The 17,980-nt window shown below is 62.0% G+C and carries 15 protein-coding genes; 12 read left to right on the plus strand and 3 right to left on the minus strand.

What is annotated here, in order from left to right:
- Positions 1–274 precede the first annotated feature (274 nt).
- From NKI49_RS20045 to NKI49_RS20075, 7 genes are all read left to right on the plus strand, one after another.
- A complete protein-coding gene (locus NKI49_RS20045) occupies positions 275–1,537 on the plus strand; it encodes an N-acetylmuramoyl-L-alanine amidase (RefSeq protein ID WP_352601888.1) in 1,263 nt (420 codons plus the stop codon).
- Between the two features lie 213 nt (positions 1,538–1,750).
- Positions 1,751–4,207, plus strand: a complete 2,457-nt coding sequence (locus tag NKI49_RS20050) for a penicillin-binding protein 1A (RefSeq protein WP_352601886.1) — start codon at positions 1,751–1,753, stop codon at positions 4,205–4,207.
- Positions 4,208–4,330: 123 nt separating this feature from the next.
- A protein-coding gene (prfB, locus tag NKI49_RS20055; protein WP_155915073.1) for a peptide chain release factor 2 occupies positions 4,331–5,462 on the plus strand; the annotation gives its coding sequence in 2 pieces (ribosomal slippage) (positions 4,331–4,396 and positions 4,398–5,462; 1,131 coding nt in all).
- A gap of 240 nt (positions 5,463–5,702) precedes the next feature.
- A complete protein-coding gene (locus NKI49_RS20060; protein WP_352601884.1) occupies positions 5,703–6,080 on the plus strand; it encodes a hypothetical protein in 378 nt (125 codons plus the stop codon).
- 194 nt (positions 6,081–6,274) lie between these two features.
- On the plus strand, positions 6,275–6,643 hold the full coding sequence (locus tag NKI49_RS20065; protein ID WP_352602033.1) for a GFA family protein: 369 nt from the start codon (positions 6,275–6,277) through the stop codon (positions 6,641–6,643).
- Positions 6,644–6,795: 152 nt separating this feature from the next.
- Positions 6,796–7,446, plus strand: coding sequence for a YiaD family glycine zipper/OmpA-like lipoprotein (locus tag NKI49_RS20070; protein ID WP_352601882.1), 651 nt, complete (start codon positions 6,796–6,798; stop codon positions 7,444–7,446).
- Between the two features lie 240 nt (positions 7,447–7,686).
- The gene (locus NKI49_RS20075) at positions 7,687–8,292 is read left to right on the plus strand and encodes a hypothetical protein (RefSeq protein WP_352601880.1); all 606 of its coding nucleotides are present in this window, start codon (positions 7,687–7,689) and stop codon (positions 8,290–8,292) included.
- Between the two features lie 64 nt (positions 8,293–8,356).
- Here the strand turns inward: NKI49_RS20075 and NKI49_RS20080 are convergent, their stop codons facing one another.
- Together NKI49_RS20080 and NKI49_RS20085 are read right to left on the minus strand one after the other, a co-directional pair.
- The gene (locus tag NKI49_RS20080; protein ID WP_352601878.1) at positions 8,357–9,919 is read right to left on the minus strand and encodes a DEAD/DEAH box helicase; all 1,563 of its coding nucleotides are present in this window, start codon (positions 9,917–9,919) and stop codon (positions 8,357–8,359) included.
- 191 nt (positions 9,920–10,110) lie between these two features.
- The gene (locus NKI49_RS20085) at positions 10,111–10,884 is read right to left on the minus strand and encodes an NAD kinase (RefSeq protein WP_027028238.1); all 774 of its coding nucleotides are present in this window, start codon (positions 10,882–10,884) and stop codon (positions 10,111–10,113) included.
- A 339-nt stretch (positions 10,885–11,223) separates the two neighbouring features.
- Here NKI49_RS20085 and NKI49_RS20090 point away from each other — a divergent pair, with 339 nt between their 5' ends.
- A complete protein-coding gene (locus NKI49_RS20090; protein WP_352694349.1) occupies positions 11,224–11,415 on the plus strand; it encodes a hypothetical protein in 192 nt (63 codons plus the stop codon).
- A gap of 181 nt (positions 11,416–11,596) precedes the next feature.
- Entirely contained in the window at positions 11,597–12,568 is a 972-nt protein-coding gene (locus NKI49_RS20095; RefSeq protein ID WP_352601873.1) for an NAD-dependent epimerase/dehydratase family protein, read from the plus strand.
- Between the two features lie 34 nt (positions 12,569–12,602).
- Here NKI49_RS20095 and glf read toward each other — a convergent pair whose 3' ends face one another.
- On the minus strand, positions 12,603–13,787 hold the full coding sequence (gene glf / locus NKI49_RS20100) for a UDP-galactopyranose mutase (protein ID WP_352601871.1): 1,185 nt from the start codon (positions 13,785–13,787) through the stop codon (positions 12,603–12,605).
- A 190-nt stretch (positions 13,788–13,977) separates the two neighbouring features.
- Here glf and NKI49_RS20105 point away from each other — a divergent pair, with 190 nt between their 5' ends.
- The 3 genes from NKI49_RS20105 (at position 13,978) to NKI49_RS20115 (ending at position 17,950) form a co-directional block, all read left to right on the plus strand.
- Positions 13,978–14,952: a hypothetical protein gene (locus tag NKI49_RS20105; RefSeq protein WP_352601869.1), complete on the plus strand. Its 975-nt coding sequence runs from the start codon at positions 13,978–13,980 to the stop codon at positions 14,950–14,952.
- Between the two features lie 441 nt (positions 14,953–15,393).
- Positions 15,394–16,428, plus strand: coding sequence for an extracellular solute-binding protein (locus tag NKI49_RS20110; protein WP_352601866.1), 1,035 nt, complete (start codon positions 15,394–15,396; stop codon positions 16,426–16,428).
- A gap of 94 nt (positions 16,429–16,522) precedes the next feature.
- Positions 16,523–17,950: an amidase gene (locus NKI49_RS20115; protein ID WP_352601865.1), complete on the plus strand. Its 1,428-nt coding sequence runs from the start codon at positions 16,523–16,525 to the stop codon at positions 17,948–17,950.
- Positions 17,951–17,980 lie beyond the last annotated feature (30 nt).

Raw genomic sequence — 17,980 nt, forward strand, 5'->3', positions numbered from 1 at the left:
CGTCTAACCCTGTAGCAGGAAGCTGCGGAGGAGGGCGGTTCCAGGATTGCAGTGATCCACTATCGCTTTTATGATTTGGCGGGGTGGAAGGCAACCCCGATTTCCGATGCCGGCAAAAAGCAGTTCCCTAGCGTAAGCACAGGTCCGGCCCTTGCATGAAAAGGCTTGGTTAACCTTCTCTGGATACCAATCGTTAATCGAGTTCGCGGCCTAACCGGCACTTCGACGAAACGACGGGGCGCCTGGCGCCCAACCGGGAGCGACTGGAAGAGAGATGGGACTGGCAGGCTTCACAGACAAGGGATGTCGTGTCGGCGGCCGGATTCTCGGTCCCTTCTGTCTCCTGCTGCTGGTTGCGCTCTCCTTCGCCTTTTTCTCGCCGGCCAATGCCGCCGATGCACCGCTCGTGGCAAAAGGCTACAAAATGGCGGGCGATGCGACCAAGATGCGCATCGTCATGGAGTTCGATCGCGAGCCGGACATCAAGTGGTTCCTGCTGCGCGGTCCCAATCGTCTTGTGATCGATCTTGCGAATACGCGGTTCGCCATCGGCGCCAAGGACCTGAAGCCGCGCGGCCTGGTCAAGAGCGTGCGCCTGGGTGATCTCGCCGAGGGCGTTTCGCGGCTGATTCTCACCGGCAAGGGGCCGTTTGCCGTCGCCAAGCTCGATGTGCTCAAGAATGAGGACGGAACCGGCTACCGCATTGCAATCGACATCTCGGCGGCCTCCGAGCGCGAGTTCGACGCCGCCCTTGCCAATCAGGCGCTGACCACGGGATCGACGGTTTCGGCCGACAAGGGCGAGCGGGTCGGCACCGGGCCGGTCTCCAATCCGGGCCACCGCTTCACCGTCGTCATCGATCCCGGCCATGGCGGCGTCGACGGCGGCGCCGAGGGCCTGAACGGCACCATCGAAAAGAACGTCACGCTCGGCTTCGCCACCGAGCTGCGCGACAAGCTCTCGGCCGTCGGCAAATACGATGTCTTCATGACGCGCACCTCCGATGAGTATTTGCGGCTGGACGACCGCGTGCGCATTGCCCGCCAGCATGAGGCAGACCTGCTCATTTCGATCCATGCCGACACCATCAGCGTCAAGGGCATCCGCGGCGCGACCGTCTACACCGTCTCCGACAAGGCTTCGGATCCCGAGGCGCAGGCGCTTGCCGACCGTGAAAACCTCTCCGACCAATTCGCCGGCATGGTGATCAAGGACGATAACAAGGAAGTGACCGACATCCTGATCGACCTGATCCGCCGCGAGACGCACACCTTCTCGATGAGTTTCGCCCACACTTTGGTCGGCCAACTGTCGACCAGCGTCGGCCTCATCAACAATCCGCAGCGCTCCGCGGGGTTCAAGGTGCTGAAAGCCCCTGACGTGCCGTCCGTGCTGGTCGAACTCGGCTATCTCTCGAATGCCAAGGACGAGGCGCAGCTGCTCGACGCCGATTGGCGCGGCAAGGCCGCACAAAGCATCACCAATGCCGTCGCCCTGTTTGCTTCGGCCCGTGCTGAAACGAGAACCGGAGGCTGACACGCCTGGCGGCGGCTGCAACCAGAGGCAGCGTTGCGCAACGACAACATCCGATGCTTTTATTTCCGGCTCGCGACCGCGAAACCCGGCCTTGCCGTATTTTGTCCACATGGCCACGACATGGGTTTTCGATTACGGATTGGGACCGGCTCGAAAGCTTGCGTGGAAGGCGGCTTCGTTTAGGAAATTCCCGAACCAAGGACTGGAGCGGGTATGATTCGTCTCATCGGCTATTTCTTCGGCATCGGCACGACGCTGGCCCTTCTGGTCGCGGCGGGCGTTGCGATTTACATCGGCCATCTGTCGAAGGACCTGCCCGACTACGAGGTGCTGGCCAAATACGAACCGCCGGTGACGACCCGCATTCACGCCTCGGACGGTTCGCTGATGGCCGAATATGCCCGTGAGCGGCGCCTGTACCTGCCGATCCAGGCTATCCCGGACCGCGTCAAGGCTGCCTTCCTGTCCGCGGAGGACAAGAACTTCTACAACCACCCCGGTATCGACGTGACCGGTCTTGGCCGCGCCGTCATCGTCAACCTGCAGAATTTAGGCTCGGGCAGGCGCCAGGTCGGCGCCTCGACCATCACCCAGCAGGTGGCAAAGAACTTTCTTTTGACCTCGGACCAGACTTACGAGCGCAAGATCAGGGAGATGATCCTGGCCTTCCGCATCGAGCAGGCCTATTCCAAGGATCGCATCCTCGAACTCTACCTCAATGAAATCTTCTTCGGCTTCGGCGCCTATGGCGTCGCCGGCGCCGCGCTAACCTATTTCGACAAATCGGTGAACGAGCTGACCGTGGCCGAGGCCGCGTACCTCGCCTCCTTGCCGAAGGGGCCGAACAACTACCATCCCTTCAAGCACGCGGACCGTGCCTTGGAGCGCCGCAACTGGGTTATCGACCAGATGGTCGATAATGGCTACGTCACGCGCGAGGAAGGCAACAACGCGAAGGCCGAACCGCTGGGCGTAACGCCGCGCCGCAACGGCAGCTATCTTTTCGCCGGCGAGTACTTCACCGAGGAAGTGCGTCGCCAGATCATCTCCCGTTACGGCGAGAACGCGCTTTACGAAGGCGGCCTGTCGGTTCGCACCACGCTTGATCCAAAGGTCCAGCTCATCGCCCGCAAGGCGATGCAGAACGGGCTGCTGAAATACGACACGCTGCGCGGCTATCGCGGACCGGTGACGTCAATCGACGTGTCCGGCGACTGGGGCGTTGCGCTGGGCAGCGTAAAGAGACTGGAAGACGTTCCCGAATGGTCGCTCGCCGTCGTGCTCGACTCGTCGGCGTCCGGTCTGTCGATCGGCCTGCAGCCGACACGCCAGATATCGGGCGACATCGTCAAGGAGCGTGTCGAAGGCACCGTCAGCAAGGAGGACATGGGCTTCGCCATGCGCCATGTGGTCGACGGCAAGACCGTCAAGGCCAAATCCCCGGCCGACGTGCTGAAACCCGGCGACGTCGTCTTCGTGCAGAAGAACGAAGGCTCCGACACTGCCTACAGCCTGCGCCAGGTTCCTGAGGTGGAAGGCGGCCTGATCGCCATGGATCCGCATACCGGCCGGGTGCTGGCCATGGTCGGCGGTTTTTCCTACGCCCAGTCCGAATTCAACCGCGCCACGCAGGCGATGCGCCAGCCTGGTTCTTCGTTCAAGCCGATCGTCTATTCGGCCGCGCTCGACAACGGCTATACGCCGGCTTCGGTGATCATGGATGGACCGATCACCATCCAGAGCGGCAACACGACCTGGACGCCGAAGAACTATGACGGCACGGTCGCCGGTCCGGCAACGCTGCGCTCCGGCATCGAGAAGTCGCGCAACCTGATGACGGTGCGGCTTGCCAATGACATGGGCATGAAGCTGGTCGTCGAATATGCCGAGCGTTTCGGCGTCTACGACCATCTGGCGCCATACCTGCCGATGGCGCTGGGCTCCGGCGAGACCACCGTCATGCGCATGGTTTCGGCCTATTCGATCATGGCCAATGGCGGAAAATCGATCAAGCCATCGCTGATCGACCGTATCCAGGATCGCTACGGGAAGACGGTGTTCAAGCAGGACGAGCGCGGCTGCGAAGGCTGCAACGCGCCTGAATGGAAGAACCAACCGGAACCGGAACTGGTCGACAATTCCGAGCAGGTGCTCGATCCGATGACCGCCTACCAGATCACCTCGATGATGGAAGGCGTCGTTCAGCGCGGCACTGGCGCCACCATCGGCGAACTCGGCCGCCACATCGCCGGCAAGACCGGCACCACCAATGATGAAAAGGACGCCTGGTTCATCGGCTACACGCCGAACCTCGTTGTCGGTCTCTACATGGGCTACGACACGCCGCGCGGCCTTGGCCATGGCGCCACTGGCGGCGGTCTCGCCGCCCCGATCTTCAAGGACTTCATGCGCGTGGCGCTGGACGGCACACCCAATGTCGACTTCAAGGTGCCGGACGGCATGAGTCTGATCGCCATCAATCGCAAGACCGGCATGCGTGCCAATTCCGGCGATGCCGGCACCATCATCGAGGCTTTCAAGCCGGGCACCGGTCCCGCCGACAGCTATTGGGTGATCGGCATGGGCGCCGATGGTTCCAATGCCTCCGGCGGCGCATTGTCGCCGCAAGCCAATCAGGCCATCCAGGACGGCGGCGGCGGCCTTTACTGACGCGTCCATATGCCAGCATCGGCCGGCCTCGCGCCGGCCATTTCGCTTTACACGCGGCGGCGCCGTCCCTATGTATCGCGCCGACCCAGGCGTCACTTCAGCAACAGGACAAAACACTAGGCCATGCGCGCGGAAACGCAGAATATTGTCGACGAGATCAGGCAGGCGATAACCCTGCTGAGGAGGCATCTTTGACTGGGATCAGGCCATAAAGCGGCTTGAATACCTGAATGTGCGAGCCGAGGACTCCAGCCTCTGGAACGAACCGCTGGAGGCGCAGAAACTGATGCGCGAGCGCCAGGGGCTCGAGGAAGGCATCGCGGCGGTCAAAGGCCTGACCCAGGCGCTGGAAGACAATATCGGCCTGATCGAACTCGGCGAAGAAGAAGGCGACCAAAGCGTGATCGCCGAGGCCGAAGCGGCGATCCGGTCGATGCAGGGCGAAGCGAAGGCCCGCCAGATCGAGACCTTGCTGTCGGGCGAGGCCGACGCCAACGACACCTATCTCGAAGTCCATGCCGGCGCCGGCGGCACCGAAAGCCAGGACTGGGCCTCGATGCTGCTGCGCATGTACACGCGTTGGGCCGAGCGCCGCCGCTTCAAGGTCGAGGTGCTGGAAGTGCATGACGGCGAAGAAGCCGGGATCAAATCCGCCACGCTGCTGATCAAGGGGCACAATGCCTATGGCTGGACGAAGACGGAATCGGGTGTTCACCGCCTGGTGCGCATTTCGCCTTACGACAGCAATGCGCGCCGGCACACGTCCTTCGCCAGCGTCTGGGTCTATCCGGTCATCGACGACACGATCGACATCGACGTTTCCGAATCCGACGTCCGCATCGACACCTATCGCTCGTCGGGGTCGGGCGGCCAGCACGTCAACACCACCGATTCGGCCGTGCGCATCACCCATATCGCCACCGGCATCGCGGTCGCCTGCCAGGCCGAGCGTTCGCAGCACAAGAACAAGGCCAAGGCCTGGGAGATGCTGCGCTCGCGCCTTTACGAGGAAGAGCTGAAGAAGCGCGAAGCCATCGCTAACGCGACCGAGGCATCGAAGAGCGACATCGGCTGGGGCCACCAGATCCGCTCCTACGTGTTGCAGCCCTATCAGCTGGTGAAGGATCTGCGCACCGGCGTCGAAAGCACCAGCCCGTCGAGCGTGCTGGACGGCGACCTCGACGACTTCATGGAAGCCTCGTTGTCGCAACGCATCGAAGGCGGCGCCGGCGAAGCGGTGGCGGACCTCGATTAAGACATGTTGATAATCCAGGTGAAGCCGGCCTGCCACTTTGGCTGGCCGCTTGGCCGGCTGACTGTTCGGCGCGACTCTTGCACCGACTCATAAATCGGCTCACCATCCTCCGCGGGAGGCGACAAAAGCATTTATGGCCGGTCGCGGCATATCTGCAAGCCGACGATCCGGCCGCTGGGAAGACACGTTCCGGGAACGGGCAAGCGAAACGCTTGAAACTCGTTTGAAAGGAACGTTCCCATGTCTGCCGCCAGTTCCAGATCGGCCTTCGCCGTTCAATCGGTTGGCCAGCTTCTTCGTCCTCTGTTCGCGGCCTGTGCGATCGCCTGCCTGACGGCGCCGGCCCTGGCGCATGACGCCAAGCCGACCGCGGCGAAGCCGCAAGGCTGGAGTTATCCGTTCGCCTGCTGCGCCAACTACGACTGCCGCGAGCTGTCGCAGACCTCGATCAGCCAGCGCCCGGAAGGTTATGTCATCAAGGGTACCGGCGAGGTGGTGGCTTACAGCGACAGACGGATCAAGGACTCTCCCGACGGTGAATTCCATTGGTGCGCGCACCAGGCCGGGCTCGATGCCGGCAAGACCATCTGCCTGTTCGTGCCGCCATCGTCCTATTGAGGCATGTCGCCCAAAGGCTTTGAGGCGACTTGCAGGGAAACATCGACTTAAGCGCGTCACATCGCTGCGTTTGGCGCGCCGCGCATCCGCTGGCCTGCTGTCCGCGGGCAAGAGGCTGCTGACGGACGGTTGTCAGCATCGCCTGTTTATGGTGCCTTGCCGCACGGGCGGTGGACAATGGAGAGGCGATGTTCATGACCATCAAGGGAAGCTGCCACTGCAAGGCGACGGCGTTCGAGGTTTCGCAGGCGCCGCAGACGGTGACACAATGCACCTGTTCGTTCTGCTCGAAACGCGGCTCGCTATGGGCCTATTACACCCCGTCGCAGTTCAAGCTCGTCACCCCGCTGAAAAACGTTTCGTTCTATCAATGGGGATCGAAAACGGTAAAGCACGGCTTCTGCGCCAACTGCGGCTGCGGCACGTTCACCGAAACACCGGACTGGTCGACCGGCGAGCCGGATTTCGACAATCCCAAGATCAGCGTCAATTCGCGCCTGTTCGACGATTTCGATCTCGACAAGATCGAAGTGGTGGTCATCGACGGCAAGAATCTCTGGTAGCCCCGCCGGGCGTCCAGCTGAACAATTGGCTTCGGGAAAAGCCGTGATAAGCGGTTTTCCCGTTCCGCTTTTCGCCGCAATTCATGGTACAAGTCGCCGGAAGGGCTGATTTGGCGCCATCGCAATGGCGTGACTTGGAGAGGGACCATCCTATGAAGAAGACCGTGCTCGTCGTCGTGGCGACGGCTTTGCTCGTGACCGCCTGCACCACCACCGACCCCTATACCGGTGACCAGAAGATCTCCAACACGGCCGCGGGTGCCGGTCTTGGTGCCCTGGCGGGTGCCAGCCTTGGCCTGCTTGCCGGCGGCAATGACCGCCGCAACGCGCTGATCGGGGCCGGCATCGGCGCGCTGGCCGGCGGCGCCATCGGCGCCACGATGGACCAGAACGAGGCGGAACTGCGCCGGCAGCTCGAAGGCACCGGTGTCAGCGTCACCCGCACCGGCGACCAGATCATCCTCAACATGCCGTCCGACATCACCTTCAATGTCGATCAGGACGCGGTGAAGCCCGGCTTCTACCAGGTGCTGAATTCGGTCGCTCTGGTGCTGAAGAAATTCAAGCAGACGACCGTCGACGTCTTCGGCCACACCGATTCGACCGGCGGCGAGCAGCACAATTTCGACCTGTCGCAGCGTCGCGCGCTGGCGGTCGCCAATTACCTGTCCGGCCAGGGCGTCGATCAGCGCCGCTTCGCCGTTACCGGTTTCGGCAAGACGCGGCCGATCGCGTCCAATGCCACGGCCGAGGGCCGCGCCCAGAACCGCCGCGTCGAAATCCAGCTGTCGCCGCTCACCTGATCCGTTCGGCAAGCGAATGCAAAACGGCCCCACACGGGGCCGTTTCTGTTTTGAGCGAAAGCTTTTTCAGATTGGCGTATCGGAGAATTAGCTACTTCTAAATAATAGCTTTCCCGCTGCCATGGAAAGGAATAGCGTCGTTACTGTTTCAGAGGAGATGAGGCGGTACAACTGGCCGCGCAATCAGCATTTTTCCGCCTCGGTCCTGCACGGCCAGATCAGAAAATCTGGGAGGAATGCATGACAAGAACAGCCAGCCTTGGGCGCTGCGGCGCCCTCGCTTTGACAAGCCTTGTAGGCGCATGGTTGGGCGTCGCCACGGCTTGGGCCGAGGACGCCAACAAGGCCGACATCGATGCCTTGAAAAAGTCGCTCGCCAAATATGAGGACTATACCGCCGCCGTCCGCGATCTCTATCTGTCGACAGTCGGCTGCGTCTACTACAGCGGCGAAAAGATATCGGGCGCGATGGACTATCCGAAAGGCGCCATGGGTATCCATTTCGTCAACGTCCCAAGTGTCGGCCAAAAACTCGATCCGACGCACCCCAATGTGCTCATCTACGAACCGACGAAAAAGGGCCTGACGCTGGTCGGGGCGGAATGGCTGGTGCCGCTGACGCCGGACATCAAAGAGCCGCCCAAGCTGTTCGGCCAAACCTTCATGGGCCCGATGGAGGGGCATTATCCGCTCATCCCGAGGGAGTTCGTCCACTACGATCTTCACGCTTGGCTGACGGACAATCCGAACGGCACGTTCAGTCCGACGAACCCGAATGTGAAATGCAACAAGGCCGAGTTTCCGATGCTGGAGAAACCGACCAAGATGATGCCCGGGCCGATGTAACAGCCTGCCGGCATCACGCTTTCGCGATGGCCGCGCGTCCAAAAGGATGCGCGGCGCTGTCGTATCAGCCCTTGCCGCCGATCTTCATGAAGGCCGGCATGTCGTCGCCGAAGCCGACAGTGCTGTCGTTGTCTTCCTGGCGGTGGCGGGCAGGGCGGTTGCTCTCGCGCTGCGGCCTGGTATCGCCGCGTTCCGGTGCGCGATCCGCCGAAGTCTTGCGCTCGATGTTCTCCGAGCGGATCGCCTCCTTGCGCGCGCGCCGCTCGACGACATCCGTCTCGCCCGATTCAGGTTGGTCGTCCTGTTTTGCGACGGCCGGGGCCGCGTCCTCGCTGGCACGGCGTTCGCCGCCTCGCTTGCGCTCGCCTCTGTCCTTGCGGTCGTCGTCCCTGCGGCCGGCGCGGCGCGGCGCGCCCTTGCCACGGCGCGGAGCATCGTCCTCGCCTTCGCTGGCGACCACGGTCGACAGGTCACCGTCATGCCATTCGATCTTGGTGCCGATCAGCCGCTCGATGGCGTCGATGTACTTGGTGTCGGATTTGGTCGCGATGGTGAAGGATTTGCCCGAGCGTCCGGCGCGGCCGGTACGGCCGATGCGGTGGACATAGTCCTCGGCATGGATCGGCACGTCATAGTTGAAGACGTGACTGACGTCTGGAATGTCCAAGCCGCGGGCGGCGACGTCGGAGGCGACCAGATAGCGAAGCTTGCCGTCGCGGAAATTGGCCAGCATCTGCATGCGCGCGCGCTGGTCCATGTCGCCATGCAGCGCACCGGCGTCGAAGTCATATTTCAACAGCGAGCGGAACAGCTCCGAGACTTCGACCTTGCGGTTGCAGAAGATGATGGCGTTCTTCAACTCCGCGTCTTCCGCCTTGATCAGATTGCGCAGCGTCTCGCGCTTGTCCCATGGCTTGGAGCCGGACTTGACCAGCCGCTGGATAATGTTGGTGGCTGCGGATGCGGCCTTCGAGACCTCGACGCGCACCGGCGCATGAAGGAATTTCTCGGTCAGCTTGGTGATTTCCGGCGGCATCGTGGCCGAGAAGAACAGCGTCTGCCGGGTGAACGGGATCATCTCGCAGATGCGTTCGATATCGGGGATGAAGCCCATGTCGAGCATGCGGTCGGCCTCGTCGATGACGAGGATTTCGACGCCGTTGAGCAGCAGCTTGCCGCGCTCGCGGTGGTCGAGCAGGCGGCCCGGCGTCGCGATCAGCACATCGGCGCCGCGTTCCAGCTTTTTGTCCTGTTCGTCGAACGACACGCCGCCGATCAGGAGCGCGATGTTGAGCTTGTGGTTCTTGCCGTATTTGACGAAATTCTCCTCGACCTGCGCCGCGAGTTCACGCGTCGGCTCGAGAATGAGGGTGCGCGGCATGCGGGCACGGGCGCGGCCCTTTTCCAGCCTCGTCAGCATCGGCAGGACGAACGAGGCCGTCTTGCCCGTGCCGGTCTGGGCGATGCCCAGCACATCCTTGCCGAGCAAGGCATGCGGGATGGCGCCAGCCTGGATCGGCGTCGGCTCGGTGTAGCCGGCATCGGTGACTGCGGAAAGGACCTTCGGCGACAGGCCTAGATCCGAAAAGGTCAACGCTTCTTGAGCGATCGTGGTGTCTGAGGACAAGTTTTGCTGTCTTTGGCTGTTCGGGGAAGCGCAACGTCATTCGTCGCGGCAAGCGCCACGCGCCTGCAAGATTGGCATTGCAACTAGGCGCAAGCCCGCGATTTGTCAACAGAAACGGGCGGGATTGGTGCGATTGTGAAGTCGTAACCTTAATCGCGATGCTTAATCCGGCCACTTGTTCGCGTGCCGGCTCAATAACGGAATTGTTCGGCCAGGATGCGTTCATTCCAGGAGTGGTTGGGATCGAACAGCAAGGTTGCCGTTGCTGTCGGCGATTCCCGCACCGTTACCGACGCCACGGCCTTGACTTCGGTGTGGTCGGCGGCGGCGTTCACGGGGCGCTTTTCCGCCTCCAGAATGTCGAAGCGCACGGTCGCCTTGTTCGAGAGCAGCGCGCCCCGCCAGCGGCGCGGGCGAAACGGACTGACCGGCGTCAGCGCCAGCAGCGGCGCGTCGAGGGGCAGGATCGGGCCGTGCGCGGAGAGATTGTAGGCGGTGGACCCGGCCGGCGTCGCGATCATCACGCCATCGCAGTTCAGCTCCTCGAGCCGTATCTGGTCGTCGATGCTGATGCGGATCTTGGCCGTCTGGTAGGATTGCCGCCATAGCGCGACTTCGTTGATTGCCAGCGCCGAAATCGTTTCGCCCTCCGAGGTGATGGCCGTCATCTCCAGCGGGCGGATCGTTTCAGCGACGGCCGCCGCTATGCGCTCGGCGAGGCCACCGGACCGGTATTCATTCATCAGGAACCCGATGGTGCCACGGTTCATGCCGTAGACCTTCTTTGCCGTTCCCATCGTGTCGCGCAAGGTCTGCAGCAGGAAGCCATCGCCGCCCAGCGCGACGACGACTTCGGCGTCGGCGACCGAACGCTGGCCATAGCGCGCAGAAAGGCTCTCCAGCGCCGCGTTGGCGTCTGCCGTGCCCGACGAGACGAAGGCGATGCTGCTGGCTGCTTTGCTCATGGCTCTCCGATGTCGGCCGATTGGCGGCGGCAGTGCTGGCCGCGCCGCCGGGGTAGCATGGGGCAGGCACATCTGCAAAGGGAGCCGCCGTCGCGGCCGACAAGTCGGGTCGCCACGGCGCTGCCCGGGCCGGCAGGTCGCGCTTCATGTCAAGGCACAGCCGAATGTGATGGTTAAGACCGGCCTTAAACTCTCGTAAAGCCGTATCGATCATGTTAGCCGGCATGGGTGGCGTGGGGCGCCCGCAGCACCGCTCTCCTTCGGGACGCGAAAAGCACGCTGTGGCCTTTTTGATGTGCGCGCATGATCCTTCGATTGCCGATCTTGATGTCAAGAGACATGCGCCAGCCGCACGGGGCCGACATATTGCCGGTAACACGTCTGATCATCGTTCTCGTCATGTTGGGAAGCTTCGCGCTCGTCTTCGCCGAACTGGTGCGCCAGTCCGAGGAAATGAGCGTCAGGCCGCAGCCCACGGCGTCACGCTGCGGCGATGCCGCCGGCACGCCTTGCCCGCAAAGGGCGCTGTAAGCCGCTAAATGCGCTGATGTCCGCGAGACGAGCATCGCAATGATGCTTGGCGTCCCCGGGCCCGCGGGTTCCTCCTCCAGCAGGGCGCAAGACGAGTTTGGTCGTTGCAATCGCGGCTCCTCGCGCATAGATGAACAGGCTTGGCGGCATGTGACTGGCCGGGTTTGGGAGGGGAGTTCGCATGCCACGCAGCGTCTTGGTTTCCGGGGGCTGCGGCTTCATTGGCTCACACCTCGTCGACCGCCTGCTGCGGCGCGATGATCTGGAAGAGCTAGTCGTCGTCGACAATCTATGGACCGGGTTGCGCGACAACATCGCCCATGTCGCCGACGCGCGTTTCAGCCTGCACATCGCCGACGCCGAAACCTTCACGGCCGGCCGGCATTTCGACGAGATCATACATCTGGCATCGCCGGCTTCGCCGGTTTGGTACATGCGTGAGCCGGCCCGCACGATCAGGGCCAACATAGGAGGCGCGCTCAACCTCCTGTCGCTGCTCAGGCCCGGCGGCCGTTTCTGCTTCGCCTCGACCTCGGAAGTTTATGGCGATCCCCTGGTGTCACCACAGCCGGAGAGCTATCGGGGGTCCGTGGACTGTACCGGGCCTAGGGCCTCATACGACGAAAGCAAGCGCTGCACCGAGGCGCTGCTGTTCGAGCAGCAGCGCGTTAGCGGGCTCGATGTTCGCGTCGTCAGGCTGTTCAACACCTATGGGCCGCGGACCCGTATCGACGACGGCCGCGCCGTCTCGAATTTTGTCAGCCAGGTGCTGACCACGGGAATCCTGACCGTCTACGGCGACGGTTTGCAATCGCGCAGCTGGGGCTATGTCGACGACATCGTCGATGGATTGGAACGTTTCTTCTGGCGCGACAGCATCTCGCACCGGGGCCCTCTGAATATCGGTAACAATCGCGAGGTGTCGGTTCTCGAGACCGCCAAATTCGTCTGTTCGCTTGTCCCGGGTAGTCGCATCGAGCATCATGCGCCTGTCCCGCAGGATCCGACGAACCGGTGCCCGGACCTGACCTTCGCAAGGCAGGTACTTCCCGGCTGGGAGGCGAGGACCAGCTATCAGGAGGGGATCGAACGCACCTTCGATTGGTTTCGGCGGCAGGTTGCGATTGCCGGTAGATCGGCGGCGATCGCTTGACGCAAGGAAATAGGCAATCTCCGGGTTCGAATCGTCACGCCGGTTGTGAAAGAAGATCGGGCTTGCCCGCGAAGCAGGGCCCAAGCACGGTTTCGAAGGCCTTCAAGGCCGCGCCGATCGCCTGGTGCATGTCCAGATACCGGTAGGTGCCCAGCCGGCCGCCGAGATGCAGGTTCTTTTCGCTGGCCGCCCGCTCGACATAACGGCGGTAGACCGCCTGATCCCGTCGCGTGTCGATGGGGTAATAGGGTTCGTCGAGGCGGCCCGCAAAACGTGAATACTCGCGGCCGATGAGCGTCTTGTCGCTTTTGTGCTGGCGCTCCGGGTTGAAATGCCGGAATTCGACCACGCGGGTATAGGGTACCGCTTCATCGGCGTAGTTCATGATCGCCGTGCCCTGATGGTCCGGCGTGTTCATGACCTCGAGGTCGATATCGATGGTTCGCCAGCCGAGTTCACCCTCGCAATAATCGAAATAGCGGTCGATCGGACCGGTATAGACGACCGGCAGATTTTTTGGCAGCAGGGCTTTTATGTCGAAGAAATCGACCCCGAGCCGGGTTTCGATGAGTTCATGCGCGAGCATCTTTTCGAAGATCGCCGTGTAGCCGTCGACAGGCTGGCCCTGGAAACGATCGTTGAAATAGCCGTCCTCGAACGTATAGCGGACCGGCAGCCGCGCGATTATCTGCGCCGGCAGTTCGCGTGGGTCAGTCTGCCACTGCTTGGCGGTGTAGCCCTTGATGAAGGCATCATAAAGCGGGCGCCCGACCAGGGAGATCGCCTTCTCCTCGAGATTGGCTGGCGCAAGCTCGCCAAGCTCCGCCGCCTGCTCTGCGATCATGCCGCGAGCCTCGTCCGGGCTCAGCCGCCTGCCGAAGAACTGGCAGATGGTGGCGAGGTTGATCGGCAGCGGATAGACCTTTTCGCGATAGGTCGAAAACGCGCGATGGCGATAGGCCGTGAACCCGGTGAAGCGCTGCAGATAATTCCAGACCTCTTCGTTGGAGGTATGGAACAAATGCGGCCCGTAGCGATGGACCTCGACACCGGTGACGGGATCCGGTTCGGTGTAGGCATTGCCGCCGATATGCCGGCGCCGGTCGATCACCAGCACGCGCCGGCCGAGCTGCGTGGCGATGCGCTCGGCGAGCGTCGCGCCGTAAAAACCCGCGCCGACGATGAGAATGTCGGCCCGGGCCAGCAGATTCGTGTCCATTCGGCCGTATCCATCCAGCGTTCAAGGTTTTTGTCTTATTCGCTGCCGTCAGTCATGATTCAAGTGAAAAGCGATATGCGTTTGAAAATATCAGGCAGGGTGGATGAAGATATTTTTTCGGACGGTATAATGCCTTTGCCTTAGCCTAGACGAATCTCCGAAATTCGACCATTAAGCTTGCCCACTATCGTTGACCAATCGGCTGAACAGAACGCGGCCATCGCAGGGTTGTACATCCATGAAACTTGTTGTTGTGACGCCGGCTGGGCGCGAGAAATACCTTCGACTGCTTAGCCACCACGTTCTGAAAAGCCCGGACGTGCACGAGTGGCACCTATGGGATAATTGCCGCAACGAAGCCGATCGCGCTTATCTGCAGCGACTGGCCGCTTCCGACCCTCGCTGCAAAATCAAGAGACTCTCCCATGCCAATGGCGGGTTCAATGTCATCGGGGACTTCTACCGTTTCTGCGATGACCCGGAAGCATTTTACCTGCGCCTCGACGACGACGTGGTTTTCGTCGAGGACGGCTTCTTTCCAAAATTCATGGCGAGAGTCATGGCGGAGAGGGGGTCGGCAATCTGGTATGCGCCCTTGATCATCAACAACGCGATCTGCAACTCGCTGATCAAGCAGCTTTCCAAGGTTCTCGTGGACGGTCCGCTTACCTGCCAGGCGTCGTGTGAATTCTCCTGGGCTCATGCCAGCTTTCCACAGGCGCTTCATCCGGTCTTTATCGAAGCCGTCCGAACCAGGCGGCTGGCTGACTTCCGCGTACCGGACCGGGAGATCAGGCTGTCGCGCTTTTCAATCAACGCAATCGGCTTTTTCGGATCGGATATCGTCAATCTGGGAGAGGATTTTCATCCGCCATCAGGCGATGAGGAAGAATGGCTGTCAACGACATTGCCCGCAAAGCTGGATCGTCCTGGCAAGATCTTCGGCGACCTCGTCGTCGCGCATTTCAGCTTCTATACACAGGAACGCCAATTGCTGCGGACCAATATCCTCGACGGCTACTATGAGGTCGCAGGTCTGGTCCCCCCTGTATACGAGAAGCCGCCGATCCGCTTGAGGGACCGGCTGAAGCAATGGAGGAGGGGCCGCAGGGCATCGACGCCACCCCGCTACACGATCTCGCTCCCAGCGGCCATTTCCGGCTGATACCCGGGCTCCGGTCCTTGCCGCGAGCCTGACGCTCGCTGCGCCACCACCCGCGGAGAGAAGACGGCTGCCATGCGGCCGGTCAGCGCCACATGCGCCGGACCGTGACGCGGCGGCGGCCAGCACCCGCGCCCCCAACCCTTGCACGAAGCCGCCTCATGGGCGGTCGAACTGCCGGCAGAAAGATATTGACTGTATATTTAGTCATAGTTACTCCTGTCGATGAGGACCAAAGTTGGCCAGCCGGCTTCCGCCGGTGAATGGCCACGAAACGACAGGGGAATATCTTGACCGGCATCCGGCCGGGCTTCGGCGCACCGTGAAGTCGAAGCGATCTCGACGGCCTTCCTCGTGCTGTCGGTATCGTCACGGCCGTCTGTTCGTCTGCAGGAAACGGACCAAGGCGGCGACGCCGCCGGTCCCAACAATGGGAGCACTAGCATGAACTGCAAACTGATCGCGGCGACCCTCGGGCTGTCGCTGCTCGCGGCTACGGGCGTCGCCCGAGCCGATGGCGAACTCAACATCTACAATTGGGGCAACTATACCAACCCGGACCTGATCAAGAAGTTCGAGGAGACCTACAAGGTCAAGGTCACCGTCACCGACTACGACTCCAATGACACCGCGCTGGCCAAGGTCCGCCAGGGTGCTTCCGGCTATGATATCGTCGTACCCTCGGCCAGCGTCATGCCGATCTGGATCAGCGAAGGCCTGCTGCTGGAGACCGACCCCAACACAATGGAGAATTTCAAGAACGTCGATCCGAGATGGGTCGACGTCCCCTTCGATCCGGGCCGCAAATACACTGTTCCATGGCAATGGGGGACGACCGGCATTTCGGTGAACAAGTCGGTCTATGCCGGCGACCCGAACACCTCCGCGATTTTCCTCGACCCGCCGCCGGAGCTCGTCGGCAAGATCAATGTCGTCCCCGAAATGGGAGACATCATGTTCCTCGCGATCGCCTATGAGGGCGGCAAATATTGCACCGACGACAAGGCAGTGCTGAAGAAGGTGCACGACAAGCTTACCGAGGCGAAGGCGAAATGGCTTTCGCTCGACTACGCGGCCGTCGACGGCCTCGGCAGGGGCGATATCGCCGCCGGCGTCAACTGGAACGGCATATCCCTGCGCGAGCGGCTGGAGAACGACAAGATCGTCTACGGATATCCAAAAGAGGGCTTTCCGATCTGGATGGATAACGTCGCCGTCCTCAAGGATGCCAAGAACGTCGAGAACGCCAAGCTTTTCCAGAATTTCATCATGGACCCGAAGAACGGCGCGCTGATCTCGGCCTTCGCGCGTTATTCGAACGGCATCAAGGGATCGGAAGCCTTCATGCCCGAGGACATGAAGAATGCGCCCGAGGTGAATATTCCGGCCGAGTATCTTGCCAAGGGCCAGTTGATGCAGGCCTGTCCACCGGACGTGCAGGCGCTCTACACGAAGATCTGGACCGATCTCCAGAAATAGGCTGATCCCTCCTTCTCCGCGCCGCGGCACGCGGCGCGGCCGTCTCCCATCCGACACATGCCAGAGGCGATCCAGCGATCGCAGGAGATTTCTCATGTCCGATCTCGACCTTTGCTACATGCCCGCCAGCGAGGCGTTGCGGCTGTTCAAGGCGAAGAAACTCTCGCCGGTCGAACTGATGCGGGCCACCATCCGCCGTGCCGAAGCCACCAGGTCGACCATCAACTGCTTCACCTTCACGCATTTCGAAGAGGCGATGGGGCTCGCTGCAAAGGCGGAGGCGAAATACGCCAAAGGCGCCAGGACCGGGGCGCTGGAGGGGCTGCCGATCGGCATCAAGGACGAGAGCTACATCAAGGGCAAGCCGACCTCGCACGGCTCGCTGCTGTCGAAGGATGCCATCGGAGGCCACACCTCGACGATGAACGAGCGCATCATCAAGTCCGGAGGCATCGTCCATGCTCGCACGGCAACGCCCGAATTCAGCTGCGCCGGCTACACCTGGTCGAGGCGATGGGGCGTCACGCGCAATCCCTGGAACCCGGACTTCACGCCGGGCGGTTCTTCGGGCGGATCGGCGGCGACGCTGGCTTCCGGCACATCGTCGATCGCTACCGGTTCGGATATCGCCGGTTCGATCCGCATTCCTGCCTCGGCTTGCGGTCTGGTCGGCTTCAAGCCGCCTTACGGCCGCAATCCCGACGAACCGCCGTTCAACCTCGACTTCTATTGCCACACCGGGCCGCTGGCGCGAAACGTCAGGGATGCGATCCTGCTCCAGAACGTCATGGCGGGACCGAGCCCGCTGGACATCGCCACGCTGCGCCCAAAACTGCGCCTGCCGCTCGACTACAAGCCGATCAAGGGCTGGAGGATTGCTTTCTCGATGGACCTCGGCTCTTTCGAGGTGGATGCCGACGTGCGCAGGAACACGCTTGCCGCCTGCGATGTGTTCCGCTCGCTTGGCGCCACGGTCGACGAGGTCGACCTGGGCTGGGGCGACGAAGTGCTCAAGGCCGGCATGGCTTATCTGGATCATCTCTTCGGCGCCTCGCTGTCGCAACTGCTCAAGCAGCACGGCAAGGACATGACCAGCTATGCCCGGCAATTCGCCGAGGACGGGCAGAAGTCCAAGGCCACGGATTTTGTCGCGACGCTGGAGGTGGCGGCCAGGATGTACCAGACGTTGGGGCCGCTGCTTGAGACGTACAATGTGTTGATCTGCCCGACGAATGCGATTGCCGCCGTGCCGGCGGAGTTCGACCAGACCAGGGACACGGTCGAGATCAACGGAAAGCGGGTCAACCCTTCGCTGGGCTGGGTGATGACGACCCCGTTCAACATGCTGAGCCGTTGCCCGGTTCTGTCCGTGCCTTCGGGGAGGGCGACGAACGGCGTGCCGACGGGTATCCAGATCGTCGGCCGTACCTACTGCGACGCCGACGTCTTCCGGGCCGGTCTGGCCTATGAAACGGCTCAGGGGCAATGGTATGGGAATGCCGGGACACGCCCGTCGCCCTGACCAATTTTGGGGATGAGCAGGCGTGCATAT

The sequence above is a fragment of the Mesorhizobium sp. M0587 genome, from assembly GCF_040320945.1.
GTDB lineage: Bacteria > Pseudomonadota > Alphaproteobacteria > Rhizobiales > Rhizobiaceae > Mesorhizobium.

Bases quoted from the DNA above. Each gene is read 5' to 3' on its own strand.
- NKI49_RS20045 (WP_352601888.1), top strand. From the start codon at position 275: ATGGGACTGGCAGGCTTCACAGACAAGGGATGTCGTGTCGGCGGCCGG.
- NKI49_RS20050 (WP_352601886.1), top strand. From the start codon at position 1,751: ATGATTCGTCTCATCGGCTATTTCTTCGGCATCGGCACGACGCTGGCC.
- NKI49_RS20060 (WP_352601884.1), top strand. From the start codon at position 5,703: ATGTCTGCCGCCAGTTCCAGATCGGCCTTCGCCGTTCAATCGGTTGGC.
- NKI49_RS20065 (WP_352602033.1), top strand. From the start codon at position 6,275: ATGACCATCAAGGGAAGCTGCCACTGCAAGGCGACGGCGTTCGAGGTT.
- NKI49_RS20070 (WP_352601882.1), top strand. From the start codon at position 6,796: ATGAAGAAGACCGTGCTCGTCGTCGTGGCGACGGCTTTGCTCGTGACC.
- NKI49_RS20075 (WP_352601880.1), top strand. From the start codon at position 7,687: ATGACAAGAACAGCCAGCCTTGGGCGCTGCGGCGCCCTCGCTTTGACA.
- NKI49_RS20085 (WP_027028238.1), bottom strand. From the start codon at position 10,884: ATGAGCAAAGCAGCCAGCAGCATCGCCTTCGTCTCGTCGGGCACGGCA.
- NKI49_RS20090 (WP_352694349.1), top strand. From the start codon at position 11,224: ATGCGCCAGCCGCACGGGGCCGACATATTGCCGGTAACACGTCTGATC.
- NKI49_RS20095 (WP_352601873.1), top strand. From the start codon at position 11,597: ATGCCACGCAGCGTCTTGGTTTCCGGGGGCTGCGGCTTCATTGGCTCA.
- glf (WP_352601871.1), bottom strand. From the start codon at position 13,787: ATGGACACGAATCTGCTGGCCCGGGCCGACATTCTCATCGTCGGCGCG.
- NKI49_RS20110 (WP_352601866.1), top strand. From the start codon at position 15,394: ATGAACTGCAAACTGATCGCGGCGACCCTCGGGCTGTCGCTGCTCGCG.
- NKI49_RS20115 (WP_352601865.1), top strand. From the start codon at position 16,523: ATGTCCGATCTCGACCTTTGCTACATGCCCGCCAGCGAGGCGTTGCGG.